The 14,946-nt window shown below is 68.8% G+C and carries 18 protein-coding genes and 2 pseudogenes; 14 read left to right on the plus strand and 6 right to left on the minus strand.

The annotated features are described in order from the left end of the window. Positions 1–34 precede the first annotated feature (34 nt). The 5 genes and pseudogenes from ACFWW8_RS20590 to ACFWW8_RS20610 form a co-directional block, all read right to left on the minus strand. Positions 35–637 carry a phage tail protein gene (locus tag ACFWW8_RS20590; protein WP_386530404.1) on the minus strand — a complete coding sequence of 201 codons (603 nt, stop codon included), beginning with the start codon at positions 635–637 and terminating at the stop codon, positions 35–37. A gap of 142 nt (positions 638–779) precedes the next feature. Further along, complete coding sequence (locus ACFWW8_RS20595) at positions 780–1,190, minus strand: hypothetical protein (RefSeq protein ID WP_386530405.1); 411 nt, start codon at positions 1,188–1,190, stop codon at positions 780–782. Between the two features lie 488 nt (positions 1,191–1,678). Continuing rightward, positions 1,679–1,945: pseudogene (locus ACFWW8_RS20600) on the minus strand (hypothetical protein); the annotation flags it as partial. Continuing rightward, positions 1,897–2,607, minus strand: coding sequence for a hypothetical protein (locus ACFWW8_RS20605; protein ID WP_386530406.1), 711 nt, complete (start codon positions 2,605–2,607; stop codon positions 1,897–1,899). The pseudogene ACFWW8_RS20600 and the gene ACFWW8_RS20605, both read right to left, overlap by 49 nt. After that, positions 2,600–2,986 carry a WhiB family transcriptional regulator gene (locus tag ACFWW8_RS20610; protein WP_386530407.1) on the minus strand — a complete coding sequence of 129 codons (387 nt, stop codon included), beginning with the start codon at positions 2,984–2,986 and terminating at the stop codon, positions 2,600–2,602. Before ACFWW8_RS20610 ends, ACFWW8_RS20605 begins: the two co-directional genes overlap by 8 nt. 339 nt (positions 2,987–3,325) lie before the next feature. Here ACFWW8_RS20610 and ACFWW8_RS20615 point away from each other — a divergent pair, with 339 nt between their 5' ends. From ACFWW8_RS20615 to tuf, 5 genes are all read left to right on the plus strand, one after another. Continuing rightward, positions 3,326–3,805 carry a helix-turn-helix domain-containing protein gene (locus tag ACFWW8_RS20615; protein ID WP_386530408.1) on the plus strand — a complete coding sequence of 160 codons (480 nt, stop codon included), beginning with the start codon at positions 3,326–3,328 and terminating at the stop codon, positions 3,803–3,805. Positions 3,806–4,161: 356 nt separating this feature from the next. Beyond that, complete coding sequence (gene rpsL, locus ACFWW8_RS20620) at positions 4,162–4,533, plus strand: 30S ribosomal protein S12 (RefSeq protein ID WP_007265893.1); 372 nt, start codon at positions 4,162–4,164, stop codon at positions 4,531–4,533. Between the two features lie 2 nt (positions 4,534–4,535). Next, positions 4,536–5,006 carry a 30S ribosomal protein S7 gene (gene rpsG, locus ACFWW8_RS20625; protein ID WP_330298073.1) on the plus strand — a complete coding sequence of 157 codons (471 nt, stop codon included), beginning with the start codon at positions 4,536–4,538 and terminating at the stop codon, positions 5,004–5,006. Positions 5,007–5,045: 39 nt separating this feature from the next. Continuing rightward, positions 5,046–7,175 (plus strand): elongation factor G, encoded by a 2,130-nt coding sequence (gene fusA / locus ACFWW8_RS20630; RefSeq protein ID WP_386530409.1) that lies wholly within the window; start codon positions 5,046–5,048, stop codon positions 7,173–7,175. A 148-nt stretch (positions 7,176–7,323) separates the two neighbouring features. Next, entirely contained in the window at positions 7,324–8,517 is a 1,194-nt protein-coding gene (gene tuf, locus ACFWW8_RS20635; protein ID WP_257554813.1) for an elongation factor Tu, read from the plus strand. A 180-nt stretch (positions 8,518–8,697) separates the two neighbouring features. Here tuf and ACFWW8_RS20640 read toward each other — a convergent pair. Then, a pseudogene (locus tag ACFWW8_RS20640) lies at positions 8,698–8,866 on the minus strand (sugar phosphate nucleotidyltransferase); the annotation flags it as partial. A gap of 49 nt (positions 8,867–8,915) precedes the next feature. Here ACFWW8_RS20640 and rfbB point away from each other — a divergent pair. The 9 genes from rfbB to rpsC all read left to right on the plus strand — a co-directional run bounded on the left by rfbB (position 8,916) and on the right by rpsC (position 14,945). Continuing rightward, the gene (gene rfbB, locus ACFWW8_RS20645) at positions 8,916–9,893 is read left to right on the plus strand and encodes a dTDP-glucose 4,6-dehydratase (RefSeq protein WP_386530410.1); all 978 of its coding nucleotides are present in this window, start codon (positions 8,916–8,918) and stop codon (positions 9,891–9,893) included. 702 nt (positions 9,894–10,595) lie between these two features. After that, positions 10,596–10,904 carry a 30S ribosomal protein S10 gene (gene rpsJ, locus ACFWW8_RS20650; RefSeq protein ID WP_003948644.1) on the plus strand — a complete coding sequence of 103 codons (309 nt, stop codon included), beginning with the start codon at positions 10,596–10,598 and terminating at the stop codon, positions 10,902–10,904. A gap of 14 nt (positions 10,905–10,918) precedes the next feature. Continuing rightward, positions 10,919–11,563 (plus strand): 50S ribosomal protein L3, encoded by a 645-nt coding sequence (rplC, locus tag ACFWW8_RS20655; protein ID WP_215015311.1) that lies wholly within the window; start codon positions 10,919–10,921, stop codon positions 11,561–11,563. A gap of 4 nt (positions 11,564–11,567) precedes the next feature. Next, positions 11,568–12,218, plus strand: a complete 651-nt coding sequence (gene rplD, locus ACFWW8_RS20660; protein WP_267724792.1) for a 50S ribosomal protein L4 — start codon at positions 11,568–11,570, stop codon at positions 12,216–12,218. Then, on the plus strand, positions 12,218–12,541 hold the full coding sequence (gene rplW, locus ACFWW8_RS20665) for a 50S ribosomal protein L23 (protein WP_073912895.1): 324 nt from the start codon (positions 12,218–12,220) through the stop codon (positions 12,539–12,541). The genes rplD and rplW overlap by 1 nt, the downstream gene beginning before the upstream one ends. A gap of 40 nt (positions 12,542–12,581) precedes the next feature. Further along, positions 12,582–13,418 (plus strand): 50S ribosomal protein L2, encoded by an 837-nt coding sequence (rplB, locus tag ACFWW8_RS20670; RefSeq protein ID WP_030388860.1) that lies wholly within the window; start codon positions 12,582–12,584, stop codon positions 13,416–13,418. A gap of 12 nt (positions 13,419–13,430) precedes the next feature. Next, a complete protein-coding gene (rpsS, locus tag ACFWW8_RS20675; RefSeq protein ID WP_008739713.1) occupies positions 13,431–13,712 on the plus strand; it encodes a 30S ribosomal protein S19 in 282 nt (93 codons plus the stop codon). 43 nt (positions 13,713–13,755) lie between these two features. Next, the gene (gene rplV / locus ACFWW8_RS20680) at positions 13,756–14,103 is read left to right on the plus strand and encodes a 50S ribosomal protein L22 (protein WP_267725087.1); all 348 of its coding nucleotides are present in this window, start codon (positions 13,756–13,758) and stop codon (positions 14,101–14,103) included. Continuing rightward, complete coding sequence (rpsC, locus tag ACFWW8_RS20685) at positions 14,103–14,945, plus strand: 30S ribosomal protein S3 (protein WP_008739710.1); 843 nt, start codon at positions 14,103–14,105, stop codon at positions 14,943–14,945. The genes rplV and rpsC overlap by 1 nt, the downstream gene beginning before the upstream one ends. Position 14,946: the final 1 nt, after the last annotated feature.

Raw genomic sequence — 14,946 nt, forward strand, 5'->3', positions numbered from 1 at the left:
GCGGCGCAGGGCCGCCCCGCCCCGAGGGGGTGGATCAGACGGCGGCGTACGCGCTGTCCTTCATGACGAAGCTCGCCAGCGGCTTGTCGTCGCCCGCCGTCAGGGCGGTGAAGGTGATGCCCAGCGTGGACGCCGCCTTGCGGGCCAGCTTGATGTCGTCGGAGGCGGTGACCTGGCCGCGCGGGATGTAGAAGCGGTAGGTCACGACCGAGCCGTCACTGGCCTTGGTGTCCGTGAACTCCAGGCCGAGGGCGCGGGCATCGGACTTCGGGGAGTCCGCGATGTCGTAGCGGTAGATGCCGTTGGACGGGGTGGCCTCGTCGGCCACCGCGCCGCCGCCCATGAAGAACGGCAGGGTGAGCTCGTTGAACTGCAGGAGCGAGAACTTCAGGCTCAGGTCCCGGTCCGAGTAGGTGAAGTGGACCGGGCTGACGGCCTGCCACGAGTCGACCGGCTCCAGCTTGTCCTTCTTGGCGAAGGTGACGCCGTCGCTGGTGGTGAAGCCGAGGTCCTTCCAGTTGGCACCCCAGTCGGTGTCCGGCTTGCCGGTGAAGGCGGTCGGCAGCGCCGTGCCGGCGGCCGCCACGAAGATGCGGCCGCTGCCGGCCACGCGGATCTCGGACGAGTTTCCTGCCATGGTGCTTCTCCCTATATAGAGGTGCGCCGCCCCCGGCCCCGGAGACTTCCGGGACCGGGTACGGCAAAGGCCCCGCCGGACGGCAGGGCCTCGGTCTGGGGCCGGCGCGCCGGGTGGCACGCCGGGCGGGGGCGACGGGTCGTCAGAAGACGGTCAGCGACACCTGGATGACGCACACGTAGCGGTGGGCCGCTGTGTAGAGGTAGTCGGGCAGCCAGCGCGGGCCGTCCTGCTCGACGACGTCCGTGAAGGTGTTGCGTCCGTACGTTCGGCCGATCGCGCCGAGCAGCGCGCGCCGTGCCGCGTTGGCCAGGGTGTGGGCGGCCGCCTTGTCGGGGCCGTACACCTCCAGCTCGATCAGCGGCATGTCGACGTGCAGGTCGCCGGTCCAGGCGCCGCCGCGCCGGTTGACGAAGACGGCGCGCTGCGTGCCGTTGAACCCGGCGGGCGGGTCCACGGCGACGACGGCCGTGGACAGCGCGGAGTCCGCTTCGAGGACGTCGACGACCAGGGCCTCGACGTCGGGGAAGGAACTCGGAGGAGGAGTGGTCACGACGGTCACCTCGAGTGGTGGGTGGCGGGAGGCCGGGCGGCGCCCGAGGGGGGAGGGGCGCCGCCCGGCACGGAAGCGGCGGGGCCGCCGCCCGTCCTGCGGGCGCAGCTCCGCCGCTGCACCAACTGTGACACGTTGCGTGCGAGCGCGCAACTAGTCCGAGTGGGTGGGGCGGACGGGTACGGAACACCGGGGAGCGGCGCGGGCCGACGCGGAGCGCCGCAGGGGCTGTACGGAACGGCCCGGGAGGGGAGGGCGCGGGCCTGCCGGCCGTGGTGCGGGCCTCGAAAACGCCGGATGCCCGGCCTCCGGGAGGGAGGCCGGGCATCCGGCACGACGGGGACGGGCGGGGAGCGGGGGGAGAGAGAAGGCGCGGGTGGCCCGGGCGGTCGCGGCCGGGGGGATCAGGCCCCGCGCGGCCGGGGCGTGGGCACGGGCTCCGCGTCGCGCCCGGGCCGCTCCGCTCCCCGGACGGGTGCGGGCTCGGCCCGCGCCGGCGGCCGCTGCGCCCGGCGGCTGGCGTCGCGCTCCGCGGCGAAGACGTCCTCCAGCCGGAACAGCTGGGCCCGGCCGGCCTTGCCGGCCGCCGTCAGCCGTCCGAGCTGGACCCACTTGCGGATGGTGGCCGGGGCCACACCCGCCTCGTGCGCGGCCAGCGGTCCCGGGACCAGGGCGGGCAGCGGAGGGGAGAGGGGAGCGGGAGGGGTCACTGCGGAATGCCTTCCATCGCGGAGTCGATTTCCTCGGCGCGGCATCCCGCCGCGGCGACCAGCCCGGCCCACTCGTCCTCGGGCCACAGGTGGCGGTAGGCCGGGTCGTCGCGGCAGCCGCACTCCTCGTCGGTGCAACGGCAGGCCGGGTTGACGCACAGCACGGCCCGGCGGTCCGGGAAGGCGCGCAGCGAGACCGAGTCGCACCACGGGCACCGTCCGAACACCCGCACCACCTGTTCGGTGTCCCCGAGCGCGCGGGCGCAGCGGCGGGCCATGCGACGCGTCTCGTCCCGTACGTGCCGGGACAGGACGGAGTGGGCCGCGACCTCGTCGAGCAGGGCGGCGAGCCGGCGCAACCGTTCCGGCACCAGCGCACGCCGGGGGCGCGGAACACCGAGCCGGGCGCAGACGGCCTCCTCCAGCTCGACCACGCCGTCGGTGATGTCACGGATGGCGTCTGAGACGTGCAGCCGCAGCGGCGCGGCACTGCGTCCGGGGACGGCCAGGCCGTGGCTCTGCTGGAGGAGCAGGGCCTCGCGCCGCTCCTCCCGTACGAGCGCGTCGTCGCGCGGGCCGCGCCGGGCGGGGACCGCGGTGGTGAACGGCGCGGCGCGGCCGGGGGCCAGCTCCTCGCACAGCTCGGGGAAGTGCCGGATCAGCGAGGCGATCCAGAGGGCGCTGTCGGTCGTGGTCCGGTCAGTCACGGCGGCTCCCGGAGGATGAGGGGACGGCTGCGGGGCGGCCGTTGCGCCACAGCCGGCCGCCGCAGACTCCGTCGAACAGGCTCTCGGCCGGGGCCACGGCCTGCACGCACTCGCGCCGAACCGGGCAGGCGGCGCAGGCCCGCAGCGCGGGGGCGGCGTCCTTGATCCGCCGGGCGAAGACGACGGCCGGCGACAGGTCCCTGCACGCGGCGGAGGCCCGCCAGTGCCGGGGCCCGGCACGGCGTACGGCCGCCGGGCCGGCGGGCTGGCACGGCTCACCGGTCGGCGGGAGCGGTGCGGTCGCCGCAGCCGCTCTCGACGCGGCGTACGACGCGGCGGACACGGACACCCGGGGCACCGGCACGCCGGGCCCGGGCACGCCGGGCACGGTCGCACCGGACCCGCATCCGGGTGCGGACGCGGTCGGGGCGGCGGTGGGGTGGACGGTGCGACCCGGTGTACGACCGGGCTGCGCGGACGGCGCCGGCGGTGCCTGAGGGCAGGGCCGGGCTGGGGACAGGGCGAGGGACATGGCGACTCCGCGACGGTGGGACTGCCGTGGCTCACGGCGCGCCCACTCTGACACGTTGCGTGCGAGCGCGCAATCAACACCGGGCGACCGCAAGGTGTGCCGAATTGAGCGAAGGTATAATTCTGTGCGCGCAAGCACGCTAAGCTGTGATCTCATGGAGCGGACTGCGGACTTGAGGAGCGGCACATGAGCACTCACGAATTGGACGCGTTCGCGGCCTGGATCGAAGGCCTGATGCGGGAGCGTGGATACGACATCGACGCGCCCAGGGGCGGTGGCAAGTCGAGGATCGCCGACGAGGCCGGGGTCCACCGGGCGGCCGTCACGCGGCTGCTCCAGCGGCAGAGCATGCCCGACCTGGAGACCATGCGCCGGATCGCCCCGCTGCTCGGCGTCTCGGTGCGCGACATGCTGGTCAGGTCCGGCCGGGTGAGCCCCGAGGAGCTGCCGCTCGCCTCCCAGGGTCTGCCGCCCGGCGGCAGGCCCACGACCATCGAGGACTTCGCCCGCTGGCTGGGGGTACCCGAGAGCCGCCGCGAGGTCTTCGGCAAGGTGGTCAGCCAGTTCCTGGAGCCGGACGCCCCGGCCGCCGGGAGCGACGCCTCCGCCGCGGTGGCCGCCGACGCGCCGGTCGCCGCGGAGGGCCGCCGCCGGGCGCGGGACTGATCCGGTCCGGCCGCCGGCGCCCGGCCGCCACCGGGCCCGTGCGGCGGTGATCCGCCCGACCGGCCACCGCCCCGCCCCGGGCGGGCCGGGGCGCTCCCGCTTGCGCCCGGTGTGTTTTCGTGCGGGGCATTTGTTTTGACCTACCTCTGTGAGGTAGGTACGCTCTGACCTTGTGCCTGGGGTGTGCCTGGGCTCCCGTGCGTGTCCATCAACCGCATGTGAGCCTCATCGGCCGCCGCGATCCAAGCGTTTCCGTGTCCGCACGGAGGTCCGCCGGATCCGACACACCCGACCGCGTGGGTCGGCAAATGTTCCAGGTTAGCTTCACTACACGGCACACAGAAACCGGAGAAGTAGTGCCTACGATCCAGCAGCTGGTCCGGAAGGGCCGGCAGGACAAGGTCGAGAAGACAAAGACCCCCGCGCTTGAGGCTTCGCCCCAGCGTCGCGGCGTCTGCACGCGAGTGTTCACGACCACCCCGAAGAAGCCGAACTCGGCGCTCCGTAAGGTCGCGCGTGTGCGTCTGACCTCCGGCATCGAGGTCACGGCCTACATTCCGGGTGAGGGACACAACCTGCAGGAGCACTCGATCGTGCTCGTGCGTGGTGGCCGTGTGAAGGACCTGCCGGGTGTTCGTTACAAGATCATCCGCGGTGCGCTTGACACCCAGGCTGTCAAGAACCGCAAGCAGGCCCGCAGCCGCTACGGCGCCAAGAAGGAGAAGTAAGAATGCCTCGTAAGGGCCCCGCCCCGAAGCGCCCGGTCATCATCGACCCGGTCTACGCATCTCCTCTGGTGACGTCGCTCATCAACAAGATCCTCCTGAACGGCAAGCGCTCCACCGCCGAGCGCATCGTCTACGGCGCCATGGAAGGCCTCCGCGAGAAGACCGGTGCTGACCCGGTCATCACGCTGAAGCGCGCGCTCGAGAACGTCAAGCCGTCCCTCGAGGTCAAGTCCCGCCGTGTCGGTGGCGCCACCTACCAGGTGCCGATCGAGGTCAAGCCCGGTCGCGCGGCGACCCTCTCGCTGCGCTGGATCGTGGGCTACTCCCGCGCCCGTCGCGAGAAGACCATGACCGAGCGCCTCATGAACGAGCTCCTCGACGCCTCGAACGGCCTCGGTGCGGCCGTCAAGAAGCGTGAGGACACGCACAAGATGGCCGAGTCCAACAAGGCCTTCGCGCACTACCGCTGGTAGTCCCACCCCACATCGAGACCGAGAGAAGACCGAAGCCTTATGGCTACCACTTCGCTTGACCTGGCCAAGGTCCGCAACATCGGGATCATGGCCCACATCGACGCGGGCAAGACGACCACCACCGAGCGCATCCTGTTCTACACCGGTGTGTCGTACAAGATCGGTGAAGTCCACGACGGCGCCGCCACGATGGACTGGATGGAGCAGGAGCAGGAGCGTGGTATCACCATCACGTCCGCCGCGACGACCTGCCACTGGCCTCTTGACGAGGTCGACCACACCATCAACATCATCGACACCCCGGGTCACGTCGACTTCACCGTCGAGGTGGAGCGTTCGCTCCGCGTCCTCGACGGCGCCGTCACCGTGTTCGACGGTGTCGCCGGTGTGGAGCCGCAGTCCGAGACGGTCTGGCGTCAGGCAGACCGCTACGGCGTGCCGCGTATCTGCTTCGTCAACAAGCTGGACCGCACCGGTGCCGAGTTCCACCGCTGCGTCGAGATGATCGAGTCGCGCCTCGGCGCGGTCCCGATCGTCATGCAGCTCCCCATCGGCGCCGAGGCTGACTTCCAGGGCGTTGTCGACCTGGTCACCATGAAGGCGTTCGTCTGGTCCGCCGAGGCGACCAAGGGCGAGATGTACGACATCGTCGACATCCCGGCCACGCACACGGAGGCCGCCGAGGAATGGCGCGCCAAGCTCGTGGAGCAGGTCGCCGAGAACGACGACGAGGTCATGGAGCTGTTCCTGGAGGGCACCGAGCCCACCGTCGAGCAGCTGCACGCCGCCGTCCGTCGGATCATCATCGGTTCCGGCAAGGGCAACGGCGCCACGATCACCGCGGTGTTCTGTGGCACGGCGTTCAAGAACAAGGGCGTTCAGCCCCTGCTCGACGCCGTCATCCGTTACCTCCCGTCGCCGCTGGACATCGAGGCCATCGAGGGCCACGACGTCCGCGACGCCGAGGTCGTCGTGAAGCGCAAGCCGTCTGACGAGGAGCCCCTCGCGGCGCTCGCGTTCAAGATCATGCGCGACCCGCACCTCGGCAAGCTCACCTTCGTCCGGGTTTACTCGGGCCGCCTGGAGGCCGGCACTGCGGTGCTGAACTCCGTCAAGGGCAAGAAGGAGCGCATCGGCAAGATCTACCGCATGCACGCGAACAAGCGTGAGGAGATCGCGGCGGTGGGCGCCGGCGACATCGTCGCCGTCATGGGCCTGAAGCAGACCACCACCGGTGAGACGCTGTGTGACGACAAGGCACCCGTGATCCTGGAGTCCATGGACTTCCCGGCTCCGGTCATCCAGGTCGCCATCGAGCCCAAGTCCAAGGGTGACCAGGAGAAGCTGGGTGTCGCCATCCAGAGTCTCGCGGAGGAGGACCCCTCCTTCCACGTTCACTCGGACGAGGAGACCGGCCAGACCATCCTCGGCGGTATGGGCGAGCTGCACCTCGAGGTGCTGGTCGACCGTATGAAGCGCGAGTTCAAGGTCGAGGCCAACGTCGGCAAGCCGCAGGTCGCGTACCGTGAGACGATCCGCAAGACCGTCGAGCGTCACGACTACACCCACAAGAAGCAGACCGGTGGTACCGGTCAGTTCGCCAAGGTGCAGATCGCGATCGAGCCGATCCTCGAGGCCGACGGTCCGGCGTACGAGTTCGTGAACAAGGTCACCGGTGGCCGCATCCCGAGGGAGTACATCCCCTCGGTCGACGCGGGTGCGCAGGAAGCCATGCAGTTCGGCATCCTCGCGGGCTACGAGATGACGGGCGTCCGCGTCATTCTTCTCGACGGTGGCTACCACGAGGTCGACTCCTCGGAGCTCGCCTTCAAGATCGCCGGTTCGCAGGCCTTCAAGGAGGCCGCGCGCAAGGCGTCCCCCGTGCTCCTCGAGCCGATGATGTCCGTTGAGGTCACCACGCCCGAAGAGTCCATGGGCGATGTCATCGGTGACATCAACTCCCGCCGTGGCCAGATCCAGGCCATGGAGGAGCGTCACGGCGCGCGTCTCGTGAAGGGCCTCGTGCCGCTTTCGGAGATGTTCGGCTATGTCGGAGACCTCCGCAGCAAGACCTCGGGTCGCGCCAGCTACTCGATGCAGTTCGACTCCTACGCCGAGGTTCCCAGGAACGTCGCTGAGGAGATCATCGCGAAGGCCAAGGGCGAGTAACTCTTCCGAGTACACGCTTTAGGCTTGTCACCGGAGCCTCTGGGGCAGCAGGAGTCACCTCCCGTTGCCCCGGGGGAACCGGCTATCCAGCAAAGATCACCTGGCGCCGATGAGCAAGGCGTACAGAACCACTCTCCAGGAGGACCCCGTGGCGAAGGCGAAGTTCGAGCGGACTAAGCCGCACGTCAACATCGGCACCATCGGTCACATTGACCACGGTAAGACGACCCTTACGGCCGCCATTACCAAGGTGCTGCACGACGCGTACCCGGACCTGAACGAGGCCTCGGCCTTCGACCAGATCGACAAGGCTCCCGAGGAGCGCCAGCGCGGTATCACCATCTCGATCGCGCACGTCGAGTACCAGACCGAGGCGCGTCACTACGCCCACGTCGACTGCCCGGGTCACGCTGACTACATCAAGAACATGATCACCGGTGCCGCGCAGATGGACGGTGCCATCCTCGTGGTCGCCGCCACCGACGGCCCGATGCCGCAGACCAAGGAGCACGTGCTCCTGGCCCGCCAGGTCGGCGTCCCCTACATCGTCGTCGCCCTGAACAAGGCCGACATGGTGGACGACGAGGAGATCCTGGAGCTCGTCGAGCTCGAGGTCCGCGAGCTGCTCTCCGAGTACGACTTCCCGGGCGACGACCTGCCGGTCGTCCGCGTCTCCGCGCTGAAGGCGCTCGAGGGCGACAAGGAGTGGGGCGAGAAGCTTCTCGGCCTCATGGCTGCCGTCGACGAGGCCATCCCGACCCCGCCGCGTGACACCGAGAAGCCGTTCCTCATGCCCGTCGAGGACGTCTTCACGATCACCGGTCGCGGTACGGTCGTCACCGGCCGCATCGAGCGTGGTGTCCTGAAGGTCAACGAGACCGTCGACATCATCGGCATCAAGGAAGAGAAGACCACCACCACGGTCACCGGCATCGAGATGTTCCGCAAGCTGCTCGACGAGGGCCAGGCGGGCGAGAACGTCGGTCTGCTCCTCCGTGGCATCAAGCGCGAGGACGTCGAGCGCGGCCAGGTCATCATCAAGCCGGGCTCGGTCACCCCGCACAAGGAGTTCGAGGCTCAGGCCTACATCCTGTCGAAGGACGAGGGTGGCCGTCACACCCCCTTCTTCAACAACTACCGTCCGCAGTTCTACTTCCGTACCACGGACGTCACGGGTGTCGTCACCCTGCCGGCCGGCACGGAGATGGTCATGCCGGGCGACAACACCGAGATGACGGTCGCGCTGATCCAGCCGGTCGCCATGGAGGAGGGCCTGAAGTTCGCCATCCGTGAGGGTGGTCGTACCGTGGGCGCCGGCCAGGTCACCAAGATCACGGCCTAGTCCGTGCTCTGACCTGGTAGCCCGTTCACCGGGCACCGAGTCGCACTGAAGGGCCCCGTCCCACCGCTTCGGCGGTGGGACGGGGCCCTTCGGCGTTGCCGGGCGCGCGTCGTGCCGTCGGCGCGATGAGAGCGCCGTGCAGCTGCGGGCGTCGCCGTAGCCGCTCTTCGTCTGGGTGCGGTCCTCCGCGGTGGGGATGATCAGGATCTGCTGATGCCCGCCATCACCAGGGTGGAGAGCGGGTAGTGGATCATCGGCGTGTCGAAGACGGGCAGCAACTGCCTGGAGACTGCCCGGGTGAGGGGCCGGAGCCGGGTCCGGTGCCACCGGCCAAGAGGATTCCCCGCATGCTGGGTACCCGTGCGAGGGGCGTTCGACGGGCGGCTAGTCTTCGGACGATGCGCATCCTTGTGACCGGCGGCGCCGGGTTCATCGGTTCGGAGTTCGTCCGGCAGCGGCTCGGCGCGGATGCGACCGCGCGGATCACGGTCTTCGACAAGCTCACCTACTCCGGGGTCGAGGCCAACCTGACGTCCGTCGCGGGCCATTCGGGGTACGCGTTCGTCCGCGGGGACATCTGCGACGCCGAGGCCGTCGACCGGGTGATGCCCGGTCACGATGTCGTCGTGCACTTCGCCGCCGAGTCCCACGTGGACCGCTCGATCGCGGGCGCGGGTCCCTTCGTGACGACCAACGTCCTCGGCACGCAGGTGCTGTTGGACGCGGCCCGCACGCACGGCGTCGGCCGCTTCGTCCACATCTCCACCGACGAGGTCTACGGCTCGATCAGCGAGGGCTCCTGGACCGAGGAGTGGCCGCTGGCACCGAACTCCCCGTACGCCGCCTCGAAGGCCGCCGCCGACCTGCTGGCGCTGGCGTACCACCGCACCCACGGCATGGACGTGGTCGTCACCCGCTGCTCCAACAACTACGGGCCCCACCAGTTCCCGGAGAAGGTCATCCCGCTGTTCGTCTCGAACCTGATGGACGGCCGCAAGGTCCCGCTGTACGGCGACGGCGGCAACGTCCGCGAGTGGCTGCACGTCTCCGACCACTGCCGCGGCATCGATCTGGCGATGCGGCGGGGCCGCGCCGGCGAGGTCTACCACATCGGCGGCGGCACCGAGCTCACCAACAAGGAGCTCACCGGCGTCCTGCTGGAGGCCGCCGGCCTCGGCTGGGACATGGTGGAGCCGGTCGAGGACCGCAAGGGCCACGACCTGCGCTATTCGATCGACACGGGCAAGATCGGCGAAGAGCTCGGTTATGCCCCGCAGGTCACCTTCGAGGACGGCATCAAGGCCACCATCGACTGGTACCGCGAGAACCGCGCCTGGTGGGAGCCGCTGAGGGCGAAGGCGGCGCCGCGAAAGTGATCGCGAACCGGCCCGGCACCCGTCGGCTCGTCACCGGCGGCATGCCCGGCCGGGACGCACCGGCGTACGCGTCCTCGCCGGGACCTGCGCCGCGGCCGGTGAGCGCCCGCTGCACGTCTCCACCGCCTACGTCCTGCCCAGGACCGCTTCCCGGCCCCCCGGAGTCCGCCGCGACCGGCCCGGGCACCGTCTACGGCCGCGGCACCCCCGTGGGGGAGCGCGGTCGAACTCGGCCGGGCCGCCCACGACGGCCGGGCGCCGGCGGTCGACCGTTTGACCACGGAGCGTGGCGGGGTATTCTCTTCGGCCCGATTGGCGCAGTACGTGCCTCGTATGGCAGACTACTCAAGTTGCTCGGCTGAGTGCCGATGCTGCGCGCCTCCCGCCGGGAGGACCGGAAGCGAGTCCCACAGTACTCGTCGTCCTTAATCTGCCTCTCGGGGCAGCAATGAGGACGGACGTACGGGAATCTTCTGGGAAGTGTCAGCACGGCGCGCACCAGGCGCTCGGTGGGTGTTTCTCCCCCGCAACGCGGTCTCAGGGACCGCACCCCCTTGGAGAGGGAATTTCCGTATGGGAATTTTCTGTAGAGGGTGTGCGACACGCCCGACCGCGTGGGTCGGAGGAAAGACCGCGGGAACCATCCCGCAGCCGATCGGGTGCCAGAGCGTTTCCACATAGAGACAGGACTACGGAGTAGCCATGGCGGGACAGAAGATCCGCATCCGGCTCAAGGCCTACGACCACGAGGTCATCGATTCCTCGGCGAAGAAGATCGTCGAGACGGTGACGCGCACTGGTGCGTCGGTCGCGGGCCCGGTGCCGCTGCCCACTGAGAAGAACGTGTACTGCGTCATCAAGTCGCCGCACAAGTACAAGGACTCGCGCGAGCACTTCGAGATGCGCACGCACAAGCGCCTCATCGACATCCTCGACCCGACCCCCAAGACCGTTGACTCGCTGATGCGCCTGGACCTTCCGGCCGGCGTTGACATCGAGATCAAGCTCTGAGAGGCGTCGAGAAGATGGCAAAGCAGATCAAGGGCGTCCTGGGCGAGAAGCTCGGCATGACCCAGGTCTGGGACGAGAACAACCGTGTCGTCCCGGTGACCGTGGTCAAGGCCGGACCCTGCGTCGTTACCCAGGTCCGTAAGAACGACATCGACGGCTACGAGTCGGTCCAGATCGCCTTCGGCGAGATCGACCCGCGCAAGGTGAATAAGCCCCTCAAGGGCCACTTCGCCAAGGCCGACGTGACCCCCCGCCGCCACCTGGTGGAGCTCCGCACCTCCGACGCCAGCGAGTACACGCTCGGCCAGGAGATCACTGCCGCTGTGTTCGAGTCGGGCGTCAAGGTTGACGTCACGGGCAACAGCAAGGGCAAGGGCTTCGCCGGTGTCATGAAGCGTCACAACTTCAAGGGCCTCGGCGCCGGTCACGGTGTCCAGCGCAAGCACCGCTCCCCCGGTTCGATCGGTGGCTGCGCCACCCCTGGGCGTGTCTTCAAGGGCATGCGCATGGCCGGTCGTATGGGCAACGAGCGCGTCACCACCCAGAACCTGACCATCCACGCGGTTGACGCGGAGAAGGGTCTGCTCCTCATCAAGGGCGCGGTCCCCGGTCCGAACGGCGGCCTCGTCCTGGTCCGTACCGCGGCCAAGGGGGCTTGAGGTAATGAGCACCATTGACATCCTTTCGCCGGCAGGCGACAAGGCCGGTACCGTCGAGCTCCCCTCGGAGATCTTCGACGCGAAGACCAGCGTTCCGCTGATCCACCAGGTCGTTGTCGCCCAGCTGGCAGCTGCCCGTCAGGGCACGCACAAGACCAAGCGTCGTGGCGAAGTCCGTGGTGGTGGCCGCAAGCCGTACCGCCAGAAGGGCACCGGCCGCGCGCGTCAGGGTTCGACCCGAGCCCCGCAGTTCGTCGGCGGTGGCGTCGTCCACGGCCCGCAGCCGCGTGACTACTCCCAGCGGACCCCGAAGAAGATGAAGGCCGCCGCCCTCCGCGGTGCCCTCTCGGACCGTGCGCGTCACTCCCGCATCCACGTCGTCACCGGCGTGGTCGAGGGTTCCGCCTCCACGAAGGCCGCCAAGACGCTGTTCGGCAAGATCTCGGAGCGCAAGAACCTGCTCCTGGTCGTCGAGCGCGCCGACGAGGCCGCGTGGCTGTCCGCCCGCAACCTGCCCCAGGTCCACATCCTGGAGCCGGGCCAGCTGAACACGTACGACGTGATCGTCTCTGACGACGTGGTCTTCACTCAGGCCGCTTTCGAGTCCTTCGTGTCTGGCCCCAAGGCCGATGAGACCGAAGGGAGCGACGCCTGATGTCTGAGGCGACCGTTACCAGCAAGACCTTCACTGACCCGCGCGACCTGCTGATCAAGCCGGTTGTCTCGGAGAAGAGCTACGCGCTGCTCGACGAGAACAAGTACACGTTCATCGTCGCGCCCGGCGCCAACAAGACCCAGATCAAGCAGGCCGTCGAGGCGGTCTTCTCGGTCAAGGTCACCGGGGTCAACACGATCAACCGTCAGGGTAAGCGCAAGCGCACCAAGACCGGTTTCGGCAAGCGTGCGAACACCAAGCGCGCCATCGTGACCCTCGCTGAGGGCGACCGAATCGACATCTTCGGCGGCCAGGGCTCCTAACGGAGTCCTGAGTCGTCCGGAATCGGACGAGGACTGAGAAATGGGTATCCGCAAGTACAAGCCGACGACCCCGGGCCGTCGTGGCTCCAGCGTCGCCGACTTTGTCGAGATCACGCGGTCCACGCCGGAGAAGTCGCTGGTTCGCCCGCTGCACAGCAAGGGCGGCCGTAACAACACCGGTCGGATCACTGTTCGCCACCAGGGTGGTGGACACAAGCGCGCCTACCGCGTGATCGACTTCCGTCGTCACGACAAGGACGGCGTGCCGGCCAAGGTCGCGCACATCGAGTACGACCCCAACCGCACTGCGCGCATCGCGCTGCTGCACTACGCCGACGGCGAGAAGCGCTACATCATCGCGCCGCGCGGCCTGCAGCAGGGTGACCGGATTGAGAACGGCCCCACGGCCGACATCAAGCCGGGCAACAACCTGGCGCTGCGCAACATCCCGGTCGGTACGACCATCCACGCCATCGAGCTGCGTCCCGGTGGCGGTGCGAAGTTCGCCCGCTCCGCCGGTGCGTCCGTGCAGCTGCTCGCGAAGGAGGGCGTCATGGCCCACCTCCGCATGCCGTCCGGCGAGATCCGTCTCGTCGACGCCCGCTGCCGCGCCACGGTCGGCGAGGTCGGCAACGCCGAGCAGTCGAACATCAACTGGGGCAAGGCCGGCCGCATGCGCTGGAAGGGCGTTCGCCCGTCCGTCCGCGGTGTCGCGATGAACCCGGTTGACCACCCGCACGGTGGTGGTGAGGGCAAGACCAGTGGTGGTCGCCACCCGGTCTCCCCGTGGGGTCAGAAGGAGGGTCGTACTCGCTCGCCGAAGAAGGCTTCGAGCAAGTACATCGTCCGCCGCCGCAAGACGAACAAGAAGCGCTAGGAGCGGGTTTAGATGCCGCGCAGTCTCAAGAAGGGGCCCTTCGTCGACGACCACCTCGTAAAGAAGGTGGACGTCCAGAACGAAGCCGGCACCAAGAACGTCATCAAGACCTGGTCCCGTCGCTCGATGATCATCCCCAGCATGCTGGGTCACACCATCGCGGTGCACAACGGCAAGACCCACGTCCCGGTGTTCGTCACCGAGTCGATGGTCGGCCACAAGCTCGGCGAGTTCTCGCCGACTCGCACCTTCCGCGGCCACGTCAAGGACGACCGGAAGTCGAAGCGCCGCTAAAGGCGGGGTGGTTACGACTATGACTTACACCGAAGGGACAACCATGGAAGCCAGGGCCCAGGCGCGGTACATCCGCGTCACGCCCATGAAGGCCCGCCGAGTGGTGGACCTTATCCGTGGCATGGATGCCACGGAGGCTCAGGCGGTCCTGCGTTTCGCCCCGCAGGCCGCGAGCGTGCCGGTTGGCAAGGTGCTGGACAGCGCCATTGCCAACGCCGCACACAACTACAACCACCCGGACGCTTCTTCGCTGGTCATCAGCGAGGCGTTCGTGGACGAGGGCCCGACCCTGAAGCGGTTCCGTCCGCGTGCGCAGGGCCGTGCCTACCGGATCCGCAAGCGGACCAGCCACATCACCGTGGTCGTCAGCAGCAAGGAAGGTTCCCGGTAATGGGCCAGAAGGTAAACCCGCACGGGTTCCGGCTCGGCATCACCACCGACTTCAAGTCGCGTTGGTACGCCGACAAGCTGTACAAGGACTACGTCAAGGAAGACGTCGCCATCCGTCGGATGATGACGTCCGGCATGGAGCGCGCCGGCATCTCGAAGGTTGAGATCGAGCGCACCCGTGACCGCGTGCGTGTGGACATCCACACCGCTCGTCCGGGCATCGTCATCGGCCGCCGTGGCGCCGAGGCCGACCGCATCCGCGGTGACCTCGAGAAGCTCACGGGCAAGCAGGTCCAGCTGAACATCCTCGAGGTCAAGAACCCCGAGCTCGACGCTCAGCTGGTTGCCCAGGCCGTTGCCGAGCAGCTTTCCTCCCGCGTCTCCTTCCGTCGTGCCATGCGCAAGAGCATGCAGGGCACGATGAAGGCCGGCGCCAAGGGCATCAAGATCCAGTGTGGCGGCCGTCTCGGCGGCGCCGAGATGTCCCGCTCCGAGTTCTACCGCGAGGGTCGTGTGCCGCTGCACACGCTGCGCGCGAACGTGGACTACGGCTTCTTCGAGGCCAAGACCACCTTCGGCCGTATCGGTGTGAAGGTCTGGATCTACAAGGGCGACGTCAAGAACATCGCCGAGGTTCGCGCCGAGAACGCTGCGGCCCGTGCGGGTAACCGCCCGGCCCGTGGCGCGCAGGGCGCTGGCGACCGTCCCGCCGGCCGTGGTGGCCGTGGTGGCGAGCGCGGCGGCCGTGGTGGCCGCAAGCCGCAGCAGGCTGCTGGTGCCGAGGCCCCCAAGGCCGACGCTCCCGCCGCCGCTCCGGCCGAGAGCACCGGAACGGAGGCCTGAC

The organism is Streptomyces sp. NPDC058701, assembly GCF_042715295.1.
Taxonomy (GTDB): Bacteria; Actinomycetota; Actinomycetes; order Streptomycetales; family Streptomycetaceae; genus Streptomyces.